Consider the following 18,295-nt stretch of genomic DNA (forward strand, 5'->3'; position numbering starts at 1 on the left):
CCTTCCATTTCCGATTGGAAATAAACATCGCGCGCGCCTGCCCGCCGCCCCCCATGGCGCGGCGCCACGGTCCGAGAACCGTTCAATGCATTTTCACGGGCGGTGGTGGCGGCGTTGGCTCCTCGACCGGCACGGGGTCGATGTGCGGCGGCGGTTCTGGCGGCGGCTTGAGGGGATCGCCTTCGGGCGGTGGCGGCATATCGGGTTCGGGCGTGCTGTGCGCACGCAGCGGGGCAAAGCGGAATTGTGGCTGCATGGTGGCCTCCTTTGCTCCACTGTAGCCGATACGGCCAAATCCTGGCGCCCGCCATTGGCCCGCTGCAGGGGAACTAAACGGCGTGGCGCCACTCCAACTTCGCAGGCATCCCCTCCAGCACGAGTGCAAGCGACCCCTATGGCGCGCAAGAAAATCCTCTTTATGGCCGAGGCAGTGACCCTGGCCCATGTTGGCCGTCCCCTGAGCCTGGCCCAGGGCCTGGACGAGGCAAAATACGAGGTGCATTTTGCCTGCGCCGATGGGTATGACTTTTGTTTCAAGCAAGCCCCGTTCCGCCGCTGGCGCATCGACAGTATTTCATCGCTGCAATTTCTGCAGGCGCTGGCGCACGGCAAGCCCGTGTATACGGAAAGCACCTTGCACGCGTATGTGGAAGACGACTTGCGCCTGCTCAATGCCGTCCAGCCCGACCTCGTGATCGGCGACTTCCGCCTGTCGCTGTCGGTCAGCGCGCGCCTGCAGCGCATTCCCTACATTACCGTCAGCAACGCCTACTGGAGTCCCTGGGTGCGCCAGCACTACACGGTGCCCAACCTGCCCCTGACGGGCGTGCTGCCCATCTGGCTGGCCGATCCCCTGTTCCGCCTGATCCGCCCGCTGGCCTTCGCTTCGCACGCCGTGCCCCTGAACCGCGTGCGCCGCCGCCATGGCTTGCCATCGCTGGGCAACGACCTGCGGCGCATCTATACGGATGCCGACCGCACCTTGTACGCGGATATTCCGCAACTGTTCCCGCCGCACGGCATGCCGTCCACGCACGACTACCTGGGTCCCATCATCTGGGCGCCGCCGCTCGACTTGCCGGACTGGTGGCAGCGCCCGGAACTGAGCAGCGGACGGCCCATCATCTATGTCACCCTGGGCAGTTCAGGCCAGGGGCAATTGCTGCCGCGCGTGCTGCGCGCGCTGGCGCCCTTGCCCGTCACCGTACTGGCGGCCACGGCCGGCACCATCCGCGTCGATGCCGTGCCGCCGAACGCCTATGTCGCGCCCTTTCTGCCGGGCGATGCGGCCGCCCGGCGCGCCAGCCTGGTGATCTGCAACGGCGGCAGCCCCACCAGCCAGCAAGCGCTGACGGCAGGCGTGCCCGTCATCGGCATCGCCGGCAACCTCGACCAATTTCTCAACATGCACGGCATCGTGGGTGCCGGCGCCGGCCTGCTGCTGCGCGCCGACCGCTTCCAGGAAACCGCTCTGCGCCATGCCGCCACGCGCATGCTCGACGATGGCCGGGCCAAGCTGGCGGCGCGCCAGCTGGCCACGGCCATGCGCGACTATGTGCCAGGGCAACGCTTGCTGCCCCATATGCACGCCCTGCTGGGCTCGTTGCCACAAGGCGGACAGCCTTGAAAGGCTGGCGTCGGTTTTTTTTACAGCGCATCCGGCAAAGCCTGCACCGCGTCAACAAAAGCACGCCAAGTCATTGATTTCAAAAGAACCTCATGCGTTGGCATGGAAGTCGCTAGGTACTGGCCATGAGCACCTGCCGACAGGTCTCAGGCAAGACTTCCAGACTCACTCAACCATGAGGTGAATACAATGAAACTCTCGAAACTGAAACTGCTCCCGGCCGCAGCGGCATTGGCCATGCTGTGCGCCGCCGGTAGCGCACAGGCGGGCGCCTACGGCTATTCGTACAACAACATCTTCGGCCTGGTGATCGCCGTGCCGACGGGCCAGATCACGGTAGCCAACAGCACCACGATCTCGCGCAGCACGGCCACCCTGAATGGCGTGAGCGTCATCAATGGCGGCGCCGGCTCGCTCGATGCCCCACGCGCCAACGTCGGCCCCGTCATCAAGGGCGAAAACGACTTCACGCAACAAGGCCCAGCAGGCAACTATTCACGCGGCGATGCGCAAATCGTCAGCACGCAGTTCCCTTCGTTCCCGCCAGGCTCCACCTCCACCCAGGCAGTGAACGTGGCCGAAGCCCACCTTGACGGGCCTGCCGGCACGGCCGATGCGTCCGGGCGCAACGGCTCGACCACGGGTTTCTCGGTCGATTTCGTCGTCGGCTCGCCCACGGCAACCCTGAGCTTCGACTTCCTGGCGTCGCCCTTCATGCAGGTCTTCCTGCAAAGCACGGTCGGGCAGCTGTCCACGGCCACGGCCAACTTGGTCGTCACCTTCACCATCACGGACGCGGCCGGCGCGACGGTATTCAACTGGACGCCGGACGGCGTGATCGGCTCGGGCATCTTCGGCGGCACGGAAAACGCCGATGGCGCCAACCTGAACACCAGCCTGGCGACCAATTTCCTCACGCGCGGCAATTTGTTCACCTACGACCCTTCCGGCTGCGGCACGCCCACGGGCACCGGTGTGGGCACAGCGTGCGGCAGCAACTTCAGCTCCGTCAGCAATGCTTTGACGGCCGGCAACTACACCTTGACCTTGAATGCGGTAGAAAGCGTGGACTTGGTGAAACAGGCGGCGACACCCGAACCGGGCACCTTGGCCTTGCTGGGCCTGGGCCTGGCCGGCCTGGGCTACGCCCGCCGCCGCAAAGTTGCCGCCTGAACCAGGCAACAGGGGGGGATTCACAGGCGAGGGAGTCTCCTCGCCTTTTTTTTATGTGGCAAGCCTGTCGGTTTTCCTTACAACGCGGCCGACCAGGAGATGAGGATTTCATGACTACATTTTTATGCACCCGACTTTCAACGGCCCTGCTAGCCTTGCTGTTGCTGGCCAGCAGCGGCACCGCCAGCGCCGCCGCCTACGGCTATTCCTACACCAGCGTCTTTGGCCTGGTCATCAGCAATCCCACCGGTTCCACCACCTTGATCAGCAATATCGACCTGTCGCGCACCACCGCCACGCTCAACGGCAGCAGCGTCATCAACGGTGGCAGCAATGAGATCGACGCGCCGCAAGCGACACGCGGCGCCGTCACCAAAGGGCAAAACGATTTTACCCAGCAAGGCATGGGCAACGCCGCGTATGCGCGCGGCGAGGCGCAAATCATCACTTCGCAAATTCCCCCGTTCCCGCCGGGCTCGACCAGTACGCATACGGTGAATGCGGCGGAAACCTTCCTGACGGGCGGCGGCAGCGCCGGCGCCTCGGGACGCAACGGTTCGAGCACGGCCCTGTCCATCAATTTCGTCGTCGGCCAGCCGGGCGCAACCCTGGCCTTCGACTTCCAGGCCCTGCCCTTCATGCAGCTGTACCTGGACGCGCTGGCCGGCACGGGCTCGGCGGCCACGACGAATATGGCGATGACGTTCAGCATCATCGATGACAATGGCCAGATCGTCTTCAACTGGGCGCCCGACGGCAGCCTGGGCTCCGGCATCCTGGGCGGCACGGAACTGGCCGACGCCGCCAACCTCAATACGGGCTACGCGCAAACGCCGCTCACCAGCGGCAGCGTATTCACGTACGACCCCAGCGGCTGCGGCGCGCCCACGGGCACGGGCACCGGCAAGACCTGCGGCGGGCAATATGGCGCCATCACGGACAACCTGGTGGCGGGCAACTATACCCTCGTGCTGAACATGCTGAACAGTTCCGAACTGGCCTACGTGCTAGGCGTCACGCCAGTGGCGCTGCCCGGCACCTTGCCGCTGCTGGCGGCGGGCCTGGCAGCGCTGGCGTGCCTGGCGCCACGACGCCGGCACCGGCGCTGATGCTGACGCCGTGGCGCGCACGGCGTCACGCGCGCTACTGCCCCGTTGTGGGCGCCACCAGCAATTCTTGCAGCGGACGGCGCAAGGAGCGTGCACTGGCCGCCGGCCCCGCACCGATGCGTCCGAGGAACACGGCCCGTTCGACCGCCGCCGCCCCCAGCACGCCCTGGCATTGCACGGCCAGTTCCTGCGCCATTTCCTGCATGCCATCGGTGCGCGAAAAGGTGCGCCGCTCGCGCACATAGCGGGCAAAGATCAGCGGCGTCAGTTCCGGCTGCAATTGCAGTCCCAGCTGCGTGGCCGTCAGCCAGAAGCGCTGCATGGCACGGCCGGCCGCCACGTAATCGTCGATATGGCGCGGCGGCGCATCGGCCAGCAGCGCGAAATGCGCGGCGCAATACAGGCCCGGCAGCAAGTCCATCTGCAGCCGCGGGGCAATGGTGCCGCCCAGCCAGGTATTGAAAAAATCCACGCGGCGCCAGCTGTGCATGACCCAGCGCATCAGGCGCGCCGTCATCGCATCGACGCCGAGCGCCTGCTCCGGGATGCGGTCGTTACTGAAGCGCGCGCCCCATTCGATCACGTCGCGGTGCACCTTGTGCGCTTCGGGCATGGTCAGGCGCAGCTTTGCATTGTCGAACATCAGCCGCGCGCAGGCCAGCCGCGCGCGCCCGCCCTCGAACCACTGCACGCCATAGCCGGACGGCAAGCTGGCCGCCAGCGCCGCCTTTTCGCTGGCGCGCAGGCTGCGCGTGCTGAGCCGCCGCCGCTGCACGCTGCGCTGCGGCAGGAAGGCCGCCAGCGGATCGGGCAGCATGCCGGGGCTGTCGATCAGGTGCACATCGAAGGTGGGCAAGGTATCGGGCATGGACAGGCGCCGGCGCGCTTCCATGCGCAAGCCGTGACAGCTGGCCGCCAGCGCCATGCTTTCAAGCAAGGCGCCCAGCGACAGCTGGCTGGGATGGCCGTCGAGGTCGTACACGCAGTGGCTGCGCGTATCGAAACCATGCACGACCACGTGCCGCGGGTCCACGACTTCAAAGCGCCACGGCTGCGTGTTGTCGCCGCTGGGCGCCCAGCGCGCCTGGTCGAGGATGTTTTCCAGCACGGGATCGTTCAACAGTGCTTGCGCCATTTATGCCCCCTGCGCGGCGCGACGCCGCTTGATGATGGCCATCGTCAGGCGCTGCAGCGGATGACGGTTGCCGCCGGGACGCCAGGTATGCACGAGCTTGTTGCGGTAGGCGTCGAAATGCACGCCGTGCGGCGCCGCCATCACCTTGCCGCGTTTTAACAGAATTTTCAAGGCTTCCGTGGCGGCCGCGCCCGCGCACAGCTGGCAGCCCATGATGGTCGACGGCCCGCGCCGCTCCTTCAGGTTGATGGCGGACGGGTCGACCAGGTAGGGGCCGTGCAAGCCGGCCGGCGCCAGCCCGACGAGAAAGCGCAGCGCTTTTTCTTCTTCGGGCAAGTCGCCCCAGCCAAAATACTCTTCGAACGTCATGCCGCCCGGCATGAAGCTGAGCACGGCCGTGCCCATGCCCAGCGGCGCGGCCGTGATGGCGGGAATGCCCAGGCGGGCGCACGTGGCGAAAGTGGCCTGGCGCGCGGGAAAAGCGAAGAAATCCAGGCCGTCCACATACAGGTCGACACCGGCAAAGAACTCGGCCAGGTTGCTGTCGTGTATGCCGTCGGGAAACTGCTTGATGTCGAGTTCGGGATTGATGTCGCGCGCCATCTGCGCCAGCACGGCCACCTTGGGCTGGCCCAGGGTGGAGACCATGGCGCCGGCCTGGCGGTTGAAGTTGGCGATATCGAAGGTATCGAAATCGGCGATGTGGAAAGCGCCGATGCCCAGCCGCGCCAGGGTCAGCAAGTGCACGCCGCCGACACCACCCATGCCGGCAATGGCCACGCGCTTGCCGCGCAAGCTGTTTTGCTCCGCCTGCGTGACCCAGCCCAGGTTGCGGGCAAATGCCGCGTGATAGGAAAAACCATCTGTCATGCTCACCTCTACTATGCGTCCGCTAAGGGCCAAGAAGAATTTGACAGATGGTCAGGCGATAAGTTCCCGCTATGACGAAAACTTAGCGGGCCAGCCGGCGCTGGGCCGCCTGCGTCGGGCGCGGCGCCCCTGCCACTGCGCCCACCTTGAACACGCTGACGATCTGCGCCAGCCCGGCCGCCTGCTCGTTCATCGCCTGCGCCGCCGCCGACGCCTGCTCGACGAGGGCCGAGTTTTGCTGCGTCATGTTATCCATCTCGACGATGGCCTGGTTGATCTGCTCGATGCCGGCACTTTGCTCGGCGCTGGCCGAGGAAATCTCGGCCACGATATCGGTCACGTGCTGCACACTGGAAACGACTTTTTCCATCGTCTCGCCCGCCAGCGCCACAAGTTTTTCACCGGCACCCACTTGCTCGGCAGAACTGTCGATCAATTGCTTGATCTCCTTGGCGGCCGCGGCCGAACGCTGCGCCAGGTTGCGCACCTCGCTGGCCACGACGGCGAAACCACGGCCCTGCTCGCCCGCGCGCGCCGCTTCCACGGCCGCGTTCAGCGCCAGGATGTTCGTCTGGAAGGCGATGCCGTCGATGACGGCGATGATGTCGCCAATCTTTTTCGACGAGGCATTGATGGCGCCCATGGTGTCGACCACCTGGCTCACCACGCCGCCCGCCTGGCTCGCTACTTGCGAGGCGGAAATGGCCAACTGGTTGGCCTGGCGCGCATTGTCCGCATTCTGGCGCACGGTCGAGGTCATTTCTTCCATGGTCGACGCCGTTTCTTCCAGCGATCCCGCCTGCTGCTCCGTGCGCGCCGACAAGTCGTGGTTGCCCGAGGCGATCTCGCCCGACGCCGTGGAAATCGATTCCGCATCGGTGCGCACCTGGCTCACCAGATGGGCCAGGTTGTCGCGCATGGCCTTGATCGCCATCAGCAAACTGGACGTGTCACCGGGGCGCGTATCGATGTGCGTGGTCAGGTCGCCCTGGGCGATTTGCGCCACGATGGCCGCTGCATAGTCGGGTTCGCCGCCGAGCTGGGCCAGGATGCGGCGCAGCATCAGGGCCGCCAAGGCGCCCACCACCAGCATCAGCGCCCCGCCGATGGCCAGCAGCACGCCCGCCTGGGCCCAGAATTTGTGGTTGATGTCATCGATATACGTGCCCGTGCCGATCAGCCAGTCCCACGGCGCAAATTTCACCACGGCATACATCTTTGCCACAGGGTCGGGCACGCCGGGGCGCGTGCCGTCCGCCTGCACGAGGCCGATGCGGCTGGCAGCCAGGGCCACGCGGTAGCGGTCACCCGACTGCTTCATGTTCTTTTGCGGCACGCCGATGCGCGAGGCATTCGGATGCACGTACAACAAGTCCGTGCTGAAATCGCGCACGAAATAATACATCTCGTCCTTGGCGAAGCTGCCGATGGCCAGCTTGGCCTGCTGCTGGGCCTGCTCACGTGTGAGCTTGCCCGATTGTTCCAGCGCATAGGCCTTTTCCACGGACGCGTTGGCCAGCTCCACCAGCACCGTCAATTGCTCGACCCTTTCCGCCATCATGGTCTGGCGCAAGGAATACAGGGAAAATGAAGCGATGAGGACGATGCCCAGCAAGGTGCTGAAACACAGGAGGAGAATGCGCGAACGGAGTGTCATGGGTGCCTGGAAATAAATAGGAGAATTAATTGCCCAATGGAAATCTTTTCAGAAAAGCAAAACGGGCGGCGCTACCGGGCTGTGCCCGGCAGGCACCGCCCGCTGTAAGTTACTGTTGAAGGTCAGGCCAAGGCTTCCTTGGCCGCCTCTTCCGGCGTCAAACCGTCGTAGAATTGGTCGGTAAACCACTCGACCTGCTCTTCGATGTGGTCCTGCGCCTGCGCCACGGTGGCGCCGCCAGCCACGAGGAAGCCTTCGACCTCGATACACCAGTTGATCAACTCCAGGGTTTCCGGATCGAGCTCTTCTTTCTTAGCCATCGTATTTCCTTGCTTGTTAAATTGCGATATCACATCAATAAGCGGCAGTTTAACAGCTTCGCCACGCTGCCGCCCATGCAGATCAAACACGAGGGTTACTTGGCTGCAACGTTTTTGCGTTCCGGATACAGCACCACCTGCACATAATTGTGCATGTCCAGGTAGCGTTGCGCCGCCAGCTTGACGGCTTGCGGCGTGATGGCGCGCACGCGCTGTTCGTAGCGCAGGATGTGCGCGGGGTCGCGCCCTTGGGTCACGGAACCCATCAACTGACTCATCCAGTAGCGGTTTTCGCGCAGCGACTTTTGCTGGCGCGTGATCCAGTTCAGCTTGACCTTTTCCAGGTCGGCCGCCGATGGCCCGTCCGTCTTCATCTTGTTGATTTCGGCAAAGGCGGCGGCGATCACCTTGTCCACGTTTTCGGGTCCCGTCGGCAAGTTCAAGGCCACCGAATAATGGCCATACGGATGCTGGCCCATCGAGGTTTCAAAGCCGCCGCCATAGATCATGCTCATCTTTTCGCGCAGCACTTCGATGACTTTCAGGTTCAGCACTTCGCCCAGCGCTTGCAAGGTCAGCTTTTGCTCGTCCGAATACGCCACGTCGCCATTGAAGGTGATGGAAATCGTGCTCTTGGGCTCGCTGCCCATGTAGATGTCCTTCTTGACGACCCCGGTCACCGGGCGCATGCCCACGTCGCGGTAGGCATGCGGCACGTCGCCCACGGGCAAGGTGCCCAGGTAGCTGGCGATCAGCGGCTTGATCTTGTCAAGCTCGAAGCTGCCCGCGAAGATGAAGGTCATGCCGCGCGCGCTGGAAAAGCGCTGGCGGAAGATGTCCAGCGAACGGTCCAGGCCCACCTTGTCGAAGTCGGCCACGCGCGGCACGCCGTCGACGCGCGGATTGTCGCCAAACATGGCGTGCTGGATGGCGTCGTAAAACACGGCTTCCGGCTGCGCCATGCTGTTTTTCGCCAGGTCCTGCTGCTTGCCGATGAAAGACTGGTACAGGCCAGCATCCTTGCGTACGTCATTGAAATACAAATACACCAGTTGCAGCATGGCTTCCACGTCGGCGCTGCTGGCCGAGCCGCCAAAACCTTCGCTCAGCTCGCCCAGCGACGCGCCGACATTGACCGTCTTGCCGGCCAACACTTTTTGCAAGTCCAGCGGCGCCAGGTCTTTCAAGCCCATGCTGCCGACCACGGCGCTGGCATAGCGGGCGTTGTAGATGTCGGCGTCGCCAAACAGCGACTGGCCGCCGAAACGCGTCGAGCCCATCAGCACCTGGTCATTCTTGAAGTCCGTCGGTTTCAGCAGCACGCGCACGCCATTGCCCAGGGTCAATTCCGTCACGCCGATGGCGCTGTTCAACTTTTCCGAGACGATGCTGCCGCCGGCCGGCGGGCCATCCATCAGCTTGCTGGCAAGGACTTTTTCCGTGCGCGGCTCGACCTTCTGCTGCTCGGCCTTCGCCACGGCGTCGAGCAATTGCTGCTGCGTCGGGACGCTGGCGCCCGCTTTCGGCTCGGCGCCCATGAAGACGACCAGTTTCTTTTGCTGGTCGGGAATCACCTTGGCCACCGTCTCGTTGATTTCCTGCAAGGTTACCTGTGGCAAGAGCTCCTGCGCGTACAGCAATTCATTGGCGATGCCGGGGATGGCTTCCTGTTCCAGGAAGTTGCGCGAATACTCGGCCACGAAACCGGCCGAATCGGATTTGTCGCGTTCGCTGTATGCGCGCTCGTAATTGCGCAGCATGTCCTTGCGCGCGCGGTCCAGTTCATCCTGGCTGAAACCGAAGCGGCGCGCCCGCTCATCTTCCTGCACCAGCGCATCGACGGCCGGCTGCACGCCGCCCTTGCCCAGCAAGGCATACGCGCTGAACGATTCATAGCCGCGCACCAGCTTGCCCATGCTGCTGCCGCCCTGGATGAACGGGGGATTGGCTTGCTGCGTCAATTCCTGCATGCGCGCGCTGAGCATTTGGCCATACAGGTTTTCGATCATCTGGCGGCGGTAGTCGGCAATGGTGACAGGCTCCTGCGCGGCGCGGATCGGATAGCGAATGAAGACACTGTCGTCCGGCGCTTCCTTGTCCGTGATCACCAGCGCTTCCGTCTGCGAGCGCTGCGGCACTTCCGCGTACAGGCGCGGACGCGGTTTTGCGGGGTTTTTCAGCTTGCCGAAATGCTGGCGGATCAGCTTTTCAGCCTGTTTCGGCTCCACATCACCGACCACCATCACGGCCATCAGGTCGGGACGGTACCAGTCTTTATAGAAACGCTTGATGGCTTCCGGCTTGAACGTTTTCAGCACGGATTCCTTGCCGATCGGCATGCGTTCCGCGTAGCGCGAACCGTTCAGCAGCTTCGGATACAGCACCTTGTTCATGCGGTCGCTGGCGCCCTTGCCCAGACGCGCCTCTTCCAGCACGATGCCGCGCTCGCTGTTGATGTCGGCCGGGTTGAATTTCAAGCCATGCGCCCAGTCTTCCAGCACGAGAAAACCTTTTTCCAGGTTTTCCTTCTTGTTCGTCGGAATCGGCAGCACGTAGACGGTTTCATCGAAACTCGTGTAGGCGTTCAAGTCGGCACCGAACTTCACGCCGATCGATTGCAGATACGAAATCAGCTCATTGCGCTTGAAATGCGTGGAGCCATTGAAGGCCATGTGTTCCGTGAAATGGGCCAGGCCTTGCTGGTCGTCATCTTCGAGGATGGAACCGGCTTTCACCACCAGGCGCAATTCCACTTTCTGCGCGGGACGGGCATTTTTCTTGATGTAATAGGTCAAGCCGTTCGGCAGTTTGCCAACGGTAACTTCTGGCGCCAGCGGCAGGGGATCGCTCAAACGGATTTCCGCCTGGGCCATGCAGGCGCACGCCAGCAAGACGGCGCCCGAGATCAGGCGTAATTTACTCAGCTTCATGTATTCTCAACGGTAAGATTCAGTAAGCGTACCTTACACTGAAATCCTGTTTCCGCCATTAAAAACAGCTTAGGAAAAACTGCTTCCCCCAGGCAACTTTGCCGAATAACAAACTCAGCAGTGCCCTGCCCCTTTTTTTCAATTGTGCTAAAGTATTGCCGCCGGTCATGTGGACCGGCACAACAATACGTCTTCGGGGCGGGGTGCGATTCCCCACCGGCGGTAAGACCGGCAACGGTCAAGCCCGCGAGCGCCTGTCCAACTCCGTTTGGCAGGGTCAGCAGATCTAGTGTGAACCTAGAGCCGACGGTATAGTCCGGATGAAAGAAGATGTGCAGTAAACGCGATGTCCGCTCGACCTGTCGATGCGGCCGGCTGCGTCTATTCGCTTGCCCTGCAGCGTTTTTCGCCTATGCGAGGAGCGTTTCACCATGTTAGTCAACAGCTATACCCTGCTTTCCAACGACCTCGAAGGTCGCATCCAATCCGCCCTGGCCGCCATGCGCGCCGGCATCCCCGTCATCCTGCTCGACGATTTCGACCGTGAAAACGAAGCCGACCTGATCCTGTCTGCCGAAAAACTCACGCACGAAACCATGGCACTCTTGATCCGCGAATGCAGCGGCATCGTCTGCCTGTGCCTGCCGACTGACGTCGTCAGCGCCTTGGAATTGCCGCCCATGTCGTCCGACAATGGCAGCCGCTACGGTACGCCATTTACCGTCTCCATCGAGGCGCGCGACGGCGTCACAACGGGCGTGTCGGCTGCCGACAGGGTTACCACCATCCGCGCCGCCATCGCGCCGAACGCCAAGCCCGCCGACCTGGTGCGCCCCGGCCACGTCTTCCCCTTGCGTGCCGCGCCCGGTGGCGTGCTCGAGCGCCGTGGCCACACGGAAGGCTCCGTCGACCTGTCGCGCATGGCGGGCCTGAACCCGGCCGCCGTGCTATGCGAGCTGATGAATCCGGACGGCACCATGATGCGCGGCGACGATATCGAACGCTTCGCCGAACTGCATGGCATGCCGATCCTCACCATCGAAGAACTGGTGGAGTGGCGCAGCACGCGCGAGCAATAAACTGTCAGGCGGCGACGGTCTTCGGCAGATGTACGTGCCGGTAGACCAGGCCCGCCGCCAGGCCATACGCGACGGCAATCGTCGCGTAGGCCAGCGGCAAGCGCAGCGACCAGTCCTGCACCATGTGCAGGATGCTGCCGATCAAGGCCACGCCCACGAGCGCGCCGATTTGCCGGTTCGCATTCAGGGCGGCCGCCGCGCTGTTCGCATGCTGCTTGCCGGCCACCCGCATCACGGTGGCCGTCATGGCGGGAATGGCGATGCCGATGGCCACGTTCATGACAGCCGTGCCCAGCGCCAGCAGCGCAAACGGCGTGCCCGGACGCAAGCCCATCAGCAACAGTGCCATGACGGCGCCTACCAGCAAGCCAGCCAGCATGGGCAAGCGCGTGCCATGACGGGCCGCAATGCTTCCCGCCATGAAATTGCCTACCGTATAGGCCGCCATCATGGGCAGCAGGCGCAAGCCCGACTGCAAGGCGTCGGCGCCGCCCGACTGCTGCAGGAACAGGCTCAATAAGAACAGCTGGCCGAAGACGCAGAAATTGATCAAGAAACCCACGCCATTGGCCGCGCCAAAGCTGCTGCTGTGAAACAGTGCGCGCGGCAACAGCGGATGGCTGCCGCTGCGCTCGCGCCGCAGCAACTGTCCAGCCGACAGCACCGTCAGCGCCACCGCCGCCAGCACACCGGGCGACAGCCAGCCCAGCACAGGCCCTTCGATCAGCACGAAACTGAGGCCCGCCAGCGCCGCCACGCCCAGCGCATGGCTGAGCAGCGACAGATCGCGTGGCTGGCGCGCTGGCGCGGCCAGCAGCATTTGCGCCATGACGATGGCCAGCACGCCCAGCGGCACGTTCACCCAGAACACGCTGCGCCAGCCGAACTGGTGCACGAGGATGCCGCCGATCAATGGACCGGATGCACCGGCCACACCCACCAGCGCCGACCACGCGCCCAGCATGCGCGTGCGCTCGCGCTCGTCGTCAAAGCTGTGCGTCAGCAGGCTGAGCGAACTGGGCATGAACAGGGCCGCGCCCGCGCCCTGCAGCAGGCGCGCCGCCGTCAAGAAATGCCCGTCGGGCGCGGCGCCGCACAGGATCGAGCCGAGCAGGAAGACACCGAGGCCGCCCTGGTACACGGCTTTCGGTCCGTAGCGGTCGGCCAGCGCGCCGCCGGCCAGCAGCAGCGCGGCAAACGTCAGGGTGTAGCCGTCGACCACCCAGACCAGGCCCGTCAACGGTATGGCCAGGTCCAGCGCGATATCGGACAGGGCCACGTTGACGGCCGTGACGTCGATCATCGCCATGACGAAGCCAAAGGCCAGGGTCAGCAGGAGCGGTATGGGGGCAGACATAATATTCCTTGCAGTGACAGCGGGGCAGCCATTATGCGAGCGTTGCGTGATGCAGTAAACAGGCATAAAATCGGCACCTTGATGCAGAAATGCATCGCCAATCACAAGGAAACGGATGGACTGGGATAACGCGCGCATCTTTCTCGCCATCGGCCGTGCCGGCACCCTGCGCGGCGCGGCCGCCCTGCTGCGCATCGACCAGGCCACGTGCGGGCGCCGCCTGGCCGCGCTGGAAAGCTCGCTGGGCGCCACCCTGTTCCTGCGCACGCCGTCGGGCTACGTGCCCACGCCGGCCGGCGAGCTGGCGCTCACGGCCGCCGAAGCGATGGAGCGGGCGGCCGACAAGCTGCAGCGCGAGATGCAGGGCGTCGACAACCGTTTAAGCGGCCTGGTGCGCGTGGCCACCACGGACACCATGGCCAGCCATTTCGTCATCCGCGCCATGCAGCAGCTGCACGCGGCCCACCCGGACATCCGCATCGTGCTCAATGTGGCGCCGGCGCTGGCCAGCCTGACGCGGCGCGAAGCGGACCTGGCCGTGCGCGGCGTGCGCCCCACCGATCCGGACCTGATCTCGCGCCACCTCGTCAAGCGCAGCCTGGGCCTGTATGCGTCGAAAAGCTACCTGGCCGAACGGGGCGAGCCCGTGCGCGGCACGGCGCTGGCCGGCCACGACATCGTCATCTACCACCATTCCGTGACGCCGCGCCATGGCGAGAAAATCGCCGGCGAATCCGTCGCCAACGCCCGGGTCGCCATGGAAGTGAACTCGGCGGCGATGCTGCAGGAAGCCACGCGCGCGGGCCTGGGCGTGGCCGAGCTGGCCACCCACCTGGGCGACATCGACCCGCAACTCGTGCGCATCTGGCCCGAGCGGGCGGAAGCGTATGACGTGTGGCTGGTCATGCATGCGGACCTGAACCGTTCTGCCCGCGTGCGGGCGGCGGCCGACGCGATTATCCACAGCGTCGCCAGCGTGGCCGGTCAATAAAGGGCCTGCCGTGCACGGCTGCACAATCGCTTGTATCGAACGCATCCAATGTTAAGATGCCATGATGACCCTATCCGTCTCCCTCATCATCAGCCTGCGCCGCCTGCACCGGGCCACCATGGCCTGGCTGGTCAGCTGGTGGCGCATGCTGCATTTCGCCATCCTCGTGTTTTCGCTGGCCCTGTCGCCATCGAGCTATAACCGCGACAACCGCCCCATCCTCGCGCACCGACTCGTGACGAACACGGCGCCCAATCTCGTGTGGTTCAGCGTCGCCTGCGCGCTCGTCAGCCTGGTGCTGATACGCATCGTCGTCGTCAGCGCGCAAAGCTACGGCCTGTCGCGCTATGCGCTGGAAATGGTCGTGCGCGTGCTGGTGCTGGAATTGATACCGCTGACGGCCGCCCTGTTCGTCGCACTGCGCCTGACCCTGCCCGACGGCATTGCGTTCGCACAAATGCGCTCGTCCGGCATGCTTGAGAAAATGCAGCGCCAGGGCGTCGACCTGCTGCGCCGCGAATACTTTCCGCGCGTCATGTCCGGCATCTTCGCCGTGTGGATGCTGGCCATCGTCAGCTGCGTCACCTCGCTGATCCTCGCCTACATCACCATCTACGGCTTTACGCCGTGGGCGCTGCAGGGCTACACGCGCGTCGTGGGGCAGATATTCAATCCGGCCGTGGCGCTGATCCTGATGCTCAAAGTCATCTTTTTCAGCTTTGCCGTCGCCCTGATCCCGCTGGCCTCGTCGTACTATCCGGAAGAACCGCACGGCCGGCGCAACCGCCTGTGGGCCGCGCACGGCCTGTCCGAAATGCTGCGCCTGTTTTCCGTCATCCTGCTGGTCGAAGTGGCTTCGCTGATGGGCAATTACTACTGATGCCCGCCACCGCCCAGCTAACCTTGAACCACCCATACCAGAGCCAGAAGCCATGAGCCAACCTCAAAATCCCGACCAGACCGACGTCACGGCGCCCGACGCTGTGCTGCCCGCCCCGCCGCCCGTGCGCCACGCCGAACTGAAGGCGGCCATCCTGCTCGTCTTCATGTTCGTGCTGGTGGTCGGCTCCGTCGTCTACCTGATGTATGCGCGCGGCGCCTTCGAAGCCACCCAGACCCTGGTGCTGACGGCCGACGATTCCGACGGCGTCGGCGTGGGCGCCGACCTGACCTTTTCCGGCTTTCCCATCGGCCGCGTGCAGCGCATCGAGCTGGCGCCGGACGGCCGCGCGCGCGTCATCATCGACGTGCCGCGCAAAGACGCGCACTGGCTGCGCACCAGCTCCATCTTCACCCTGGAACGGGGCATCGTCGGCGGCGCCAAGCTGCGCGCCTACAGCGGCATCCTGACGGACCCGCCGCTGCCCGACGACGCCACGCGCGACTTGCTGGTGGGCGACATGGCGGCGGAAATCCCCCGCCTGCTGGCCGCCGCCAAGGACTTGCTGAACAACCTGGGCAACCTGACGGGCACCGATTCCGCACTCGACGGCACCATGCGCAACGTGCAGGCCGTCACCGGCAAGCTCAGCGGTCCGGGCGGCGCCATGGGCTTGCTGACGGGCGACGACAAACAGTCGCGCCTGCTGATCGAACGGGCCAACGCCCTGCTGATCACGGCGGACCAGCTGGCGCGCCGCACGGATGGCCTGGTGGCCAATGCCGATACGCGCGTCTTTGGCGACAAGGGCGTGATGACGGATGCGCAGGCGACCATCGTGCAGCTGAACGCCCTGCTGGCCGACACGCGCAACAGCCTGAAAAAAGTCGATGCCGTGCTGGTCGAAGCGCAAGCCGTGGGCGCCAACGCCAAGGCGGCCACAGCCGACCTGGGCCCGCTGCGCGCCGATGTGGAAAGCAATCTGCGCAAGGTCGAGCAGCTGGTCAATGAAATCAACCGCAAATGGCCGTTCAAGCGCAATCCGGAGATCAAACTGCCATGAGAAAACTCAACGCCACCTTGTCCGCACTGGCCCTGACCACGCTCGCCGCCTGCTCCAGCGGCCCGCCCGTGCCGGACTGGAAAATGAATGCGCAAAGTTCCGTCGAACGGTTTCAAGCCGCATATTTGAATGGCAACGCCCTGGTCGAGCAGACGGAATTCCGGCGCGCCCGCAGCCAGGTCGCCGGCACGGGCAAGCTCGAACTCGTGGCGCGCATCGAACTGCTGCGCTGCGCCGCGCGCGTGGCCAGTCTGGCCTTCGAGGACTGCGCCGGCTTTGATGCTCTGCAAGCCGACGCGACAGACGCCGACCGCGCGTATGCCGCCTACCTCGCAGGCAAGGCGCAGGCGGCCGACGCCGCCCTGCTGCCGGAAGCGCAGCGCGCGGCCGCCAGCGCCAGCTCGGATACGGCCGCCGCCAGCGCCGTGGCCGCCATCAAGGACCCGCTGTCGCAGCTGGTGGCGGCCGGCGTGCTGCTGCGCTCGGGCCGCGCCACGCCGGAGTTGCTCGACACGGCCGTGGCCACCGCCTCGGACCAGGGCTGGCGCCGTCCGCTGCTGGCATGGCTGGGCGTGCAGCGCCTGCGCGCCGAACAGGCGGGCGATGCGCAAGCGGCGCAGCGCATCGCGCGGCGCATGGCGATCGTCGAGCAGCCACTGGCCCCTTGAGCACACCGATGACGGCCCAAGGCAGGCAGAATCAGGCATAGTCAGGCATAATTCAGCCAGGATGACAGCTATGCCGTGCAGGCCGCGAGGTGTGACAATGCAGTTCGAGGATTTCGACCTTTCCACTCCCGATACCGGACGGCATGCCGGTGAGGCGCCTGACGCCGACGCACCGGCCGCCACGGCCGTGCGCCTGCAATACCTGCTCGACAATACACCCTCCATCATCTATTGCACCGTGCCCAGCGGCGACTTCAAGATGACGTTCGTCAGCAACAATGCCCTCAATGTACTGGGCTACCAGCCCGAGGAGATGGTGGCCGACCCCAACTTCTGGTTCGACCACATCCACCCCGACGATGCGCCCGGCATTTTTTCCAGCCTGGCGCAGATCTTCGTCGAAGGCGCGCGCGCCTATGAATACCGCTTCCGCGTGCACGACGGCAGCTACCTGTGGATGCACGACAGCCTGCGCCTCGTGCGCGACGAACACGGCGTGCCGTTCGAAGTGATCGGCTCGCTGACCGACATCACGGAACGCAAGCACATGGAAGCGATGCTGCAGGCGCGCGGCGAAGAGCAGCAACTACTGATCAGCAAGTTGCAGGAAGCGCACGACCAGCTGCTGCAATCGGAAAAAATGGCGTCCATCGGCCAGCTGGCGGCCGGTATCGCGCATGAAATCAATAACCCGATCGGCTTCGTCAACTCCAACATGAGTTCGCTGCAAGGCTATGTCGGTACCCTGTTCGGCGTGATCGGCCAGTATGAGGCGGCGATGCGCGACACGCTAGATGGCCCGGCCCTGGCCGCGCGCGTGGCCCAGGTGCGCGACCAGGCCGACCTAGCCTTCCTGCAGGACGACATGGTGGACCTGGTGCGCGAATCGATGGATGGCCTCAAACGCGTGCGCGACATCGTGCAGGCGCTGAAGGATTTTTCCCATGTGGGCGAGACGGACTGGCAAGTGGCCAGCCTGCACGCGGGCCTGGACAGCACCCTGAATATCGTCGCCAACGAATTGAAATACAAGGCGCGCATCGAGAAGCACTACGGCGAGCTGCCGCAGATACTGTGCCTGGCCTCGCAGCTGAACCAGGTGTTCATGAACCTGCTTGTCAACGCGGGCCAGGCCATCAGCAGCGATGGCGTGATCAGCATCCGCACGGGCCACGCCGGCGATTGGGTGTGGGTGGAGATCGGTGACACGGGCGCCGGGATCGCGCCCGAGCACCTGAACCGCATCTTCGAACCGTTCTTCACCACCAAGGCCGTGGGCAGCGGCACGGGCCTGGGCCTGTCGCTGTCGTACGGCATCGTCAACAAGCACGGCGGACGCATCGAGGTGGCCTCGGAAGTGGGCCGTGGCACGCGCTTTACCGTGCACCTGCCCGTCACGCCGCCGGCGGCCCCGCCAGCGCCCTAGCCTTCCCGCC

General features: G+C 64.5%; 16 protein-coding genes and 1 riboswitch. Of the genes, 9 read left to right on the plus strand and 7 right to left on the minus strand.

Annotated elements, in window-relative coordinates:
• Positions 1 to 82 precede the first annotated feature (82 nt).
• The gene (locus tag KO538_RS01865) at positions 83 to 256 is read right to left on the minus strand and encodes a hypothetical protein (RefSeq protein ID WP_175560443.1); all 174 of its coding nucleotides are present in this window, start codon (positions 254 to 256) and stop codon (positions 83 to 85) included.
• A 138-nt stretch (positions 257 to 394) separates the two neighbouring features.
• Between KO538_RS01865 and KO538_RS01870 the strand changes: the two genes are divergently transcribed.
• The 3 genes from KO538_RS01870 (at position 395) to KO538_RS01880 (ending at position 3,909) form a co-directional block, all read left to right on the plus strand.
• The gene (locus KO538_RS01870; RefSeq protein ID WP_219327330.1) at positions 395 to 1,627 is read left to right on the plus strand and encodes a glycosyltransferase; all 1,233 of its coding nucleotides are present in this window, start codon (positions 395 to 397) and stop codon (positions 1,625 to 1,627) included.
• A 189-nt stretch (positions 1,628 to 1,816) separates the two neighbouring features.
• Entirely contained in the window at positions 1,817 to 2,800 is a 984-nt protein-coding gene (locus KO538_RS01875) for an EDSAP-1 family PEP-CTERM protein (protein ID WP_034749700.1), read from the plus strand.
• A 110-nt stretch (positions 2,801 to 2,910) separates the two neighbouring features.
• A complete protein-coding gene (locus KO538_RS01880) occupies positions 2,911 to 3,909 on the plus strand; it encodes an EDSAP-1 family PEP-CTERM protein (RefSeq protein WP_219327331.1) in 999 nt (332 codons plus the stop codon).
• 34 nt (positions 3,910 to 3,943) lie between these two features.
• On the opposite strand, the gene KO538_RS01885 is transcribed toward KO538_RS01880, so the two are convergent.
• The 5 genes from KO538_RS01885 to KO538_RS01905 all read right to left on the minus strand — a co-directional run bounded on the left by KO538_RS01885 (position 3,944) and on the right by KO538_RS01905 (position 10,821).
• Positions 3,944 to 5,044 carry a nitroreductase family protein gene (locus KO538_RS01885; protein ID WP_219327332.1) on the minus strand — a complete coding sequence of 367 codons (1,101 nt, stop codon included), beginning with the start codon at positions 5,042 to 5,044 and terminating at the stop codon, positions 3,944 to 3,946.
• Positions 5,045 to 5,914, minus strand: a complete 870-nt coding sequence (locus KO538_RS01890; RefSeq protein WP_034749708.1) for a ThiF family adenylyltransferase — start codon at positions 5,912 to 5,914, stop codon at positions 5,045 to 5,047. It abuts the gene before it with no gap.
• 82 nt (positions 5,915 to 5,996) lie between these two features.
• A complete protein-coding gene (locus KO538_RS01895) occupies positions 5,997 to 7,571 on the minus strand; it encodes a methyl-accepting chemotaxis protein (protein WP_219327333.1) in 1,575 nt (524 codons plus the stop codon).
• Between the two features lie 122 nt (positions 7,572 to 7,693).
• Positions 7,694 to 7,891 (minus strand): hypothetical protein, encoded by a 198-nt coding sequence (locus KO538_RS01900; protein WP_010399555.1) that lies wholly within the window; start codon positions 7,889 to 7,891, stop codon positions 7,694 to 7,696.
• A 95-nt stretch (positions 7,892 to 7,986) separates the two neighbouring features.
• Positions 7,987 to 10,821 (minus strand): pitrilysin family protein, encoded by a 2,835-nt coding sequence (locus KO538_RS01905; protein ID WP_219327334.1) that lies wholly within the window; start codon positions 10,819 to 10,821, stop codon positions 7,987 to 7,989.
• A 185-nt stretch (positions 10,822 to 11,006) separates the two neighbouring features.
• A riboswitch (FMN riboswitch) is annotated at positions 11,007 to 11,157 on the plus strand.
• Between the two features lie 95 nt (positions 11,158 to 11,252).
• On the opposite strand from KO538_RS01905, the gene ribB reads away from it, so the two are divergent.
• The gene (gene ribB / locus KO538_RS01910) at positions 11,253 to 11,900 is read left to right on the plus strand and encodes a 3,4-dihydroxy-2-butanone-4-phosphate synthase (RefSeq protein ID WP_046683947.1); all 648 of its coding nucleotides are present in this window, start codon (positions 11,253 to 11,255) and stop codon (positions 11,898 to 11,900) included.
• A gap of 4 nt (positions 11,901 to 11,904) precedes the next feature.
• Here ribB and KO538_RS01915 read toward each other — a convergent pair whose 3' ends face one another.
• Positions 11,905 to 13,257 (minus strand): MFS transporter, encoded by a 1,353-nt coding sequence (locus tag KO538_RS01915; RefSeq protein ID WP_219327335.1) that lies wholly within the window; start codon positions 13,255 to 13,257, stop codon positions 11,905 to 11,907.
• Positions 13,258 to 13,372: 115 nt separating this feature from the next.
• On the opposite strand from KO538_RS01915, the gene KO538_RS01920 reads away from it, so the two are divergent.
• The 5 genes from KO538_RS01920 to KO538_RS01940 all read left to right on the plus strand — a co-directional run bounded on the left by KO538_RS01920 (position 13,373) and on the right by KO538_RS01940 (position 18,285).
• Positions 13,373 to 14,248, plus strand: coding sequence for a LysR family transcriptional regulator (locus KO538_RS01920; RefSeq protein ID WP_070302052.1), 876 nt, complete (start codon positions 13,373 to 13,375; stop codon positions 14,246 to 14,248).
• A gap of 61 nt (positions 14,249 to 14,309) precedes the next feature.
• A complete protein-coding gene (locus KO538_RS01925; protein WP_128142558.1) occupies positions 14,310 to 15,128 on the plus strand; it encodes an ABC transporter permease in 819 nt (272 codons plus the stop codon).
• A gap of 52 nt (positions 15,129 to 15,180) precedes the next feature.
• Positions 15,181 to 16,191 carry an MlaD family protein gene (locus tag KO538_RS01930; protein WP_034749726.1) on the plus strand — a complete coding sequence of 337 codons (1,011 nt, stop codon included), beginning with the start codon at positions 15,181 to 15,183 and terminating at the stop codon, positions 16,189 to 16,191.
• Complete coding sequence (locus KO538_RS01935; RefSeq protein ID WP_070302054.1) at positions 16,188 to 16,859, plus strand: hypothetical protein; 672 nt, start codon at positions 16,188 to 16,190, stop codon at positions 16,857 to 16,859. Before KO538_RS01930 ends, KO538_RS01935 begins: the two co-directional genes overlap by 4 nt.
• Positions 16,860 to 16,956: 97 nt before the next feature.
• Complete coding sequence (locus KO538_RS01940; protein WP_219327336.1) at positions 16,957 to 18,285, plus strand: ATP-binding protein; 1,329 nt, start codon at positions 16,957 to 16,959, stop codon at positions 18,283 to 18,285.
• Positions 18,286 to 18,295 lie beyond the last annotated feature (10 nt).

It is taken from the genome of Janthinobacterium sp. NKUCC08_JDC (assembly GCF_019345575.1).
GTDB classification, from domain to species: domain Bacteria; phylum Pseudomonadota; class Gammaproteobacteria; order Burkholderiales; family Burkholderiaceae_D; genus Janthinobacterium; species Janthinobacterium aestuarii.

What these genes read in the sequence shown, in the direction of transcription:
- KO538_RS01865 (WP_175560443.1), bottom strand. Translation starts at nt 256, where the DNA reads ATGCAGCCACAATTCCGCTTTGCCCCGCTGCGTGCGCACAGCACGCCC.
- KO538_RS01870 (WP_219327330.1), top strand. Translation starts at nt 395, where the DNA reads ATGGCGCGCAAGAAAATCCTCTTTATGGCCGAGGCAGTGACCCTGGCC.
- KO538_RS01875 (WP_034749700.1), top strand. Translation starts at nt 1,817, where the DNA reads ATGAAACTCTCGAAACTGAAACTGCTCCCGGCCGCAGCGGCATTGGCC.
- KO538_RS01880 (WP_219327331.1), top strand. Translation starts at nt 2,911, where the DNA reads ATGACTACATTTTTATGCACCCGACTTTCAACGGCCCTGCTAGCCTTG.
- KO538_RS01885 (WP_219327332.1), bottom strand. Translation starts at nt 5,044, where the DNA reads ATGGCGCAAGCACTGTTGAACGATCCCGTGCTGGAAAACATCCTCGAC.
- KO538_RS01890 (WP_034749708.1), bottom strand. Translation starts at nt 5,914, where the DNA reads ATGACAGATGGTTTTTCCTATCACGCGGCATTTGCCCGCAACCTGGGC.
- KO538_RS01895 (WP_219327333.1), bottom strand. Translation starts at nt 7,571, where the DNA reads ATGACACTCCGTTCGCGCATTCTCCTCCTGTGTTTCAGCACCTTGCTG.
- KO538_RS01900 (WP_010399555.1), bottom strand. Translation starts at nt 7,891, where the DNA reads ATGGCTAAGAAAGAAGAGCTCGATCCGGAAACCCTGGAGTTGATCAAC.
- KO538_RS01905 (WP_219327334.1), bottom strand. Translation starts at nt 10,821, where the DNA reads ATGAAGCTGAGTAAATTACGCCTGATCTCGGGCGCCGTCTTGCTGGCG.
- ribB (WP_046683947.1), top strand. Translation starts at nt 11,253, where the DNA reads ATGTTAGTCAACAGCTATACCCTGCTTTCCAACGACCTCGAAGGTCGC.
- KO538_RS01915 (WP_219327335.1), bottom strand. Translation starts at nt 13,257, where the DNA reads ATGTCTGCCCCCATACCGCTCCTGCTGACCCTGGCCTTTGGCTTCGTC.
- KO538_RS01920 (WP_070302052.1), top strand. Translation starts at nt 13,373, where the DNA reads ATGGACTGGGATAACGCGCGCATCTTTCTCGCCATCGGCCGTGCCGGC.
- KO538_RS01925 (WP_128142558.1), top strand. Translation starts at nt 14,310, where the DNA reads ATGATGACCCTATCCGTCTCCCTCATCATCAGCCTGCGCCGCCTGCAC.
- KO538_RS01930 (WP_034749726.1), top strand. Translation starts at nt 15,181, where the DNA reads ATGAGCCAACCTCAAAATCCCGACCAGACCGACGTCACGGCGCCCGAC.
- KO538_RS01935 (WP_070302054.1), top strand. Translation starts at nt 16,188, where the DNA reads ATGAGAAAACTCAACGCCACCTTGTCCGCACTGGCCCTGACCACGCTC.
- KO538_RS01940 (WP_219327336.1), top strand. Translation starts at nt 16,957, where the DNA reads ATGCAGTTCGAGGATTTCGACCTTTCCACTCCCGATACCGGACGGCAT.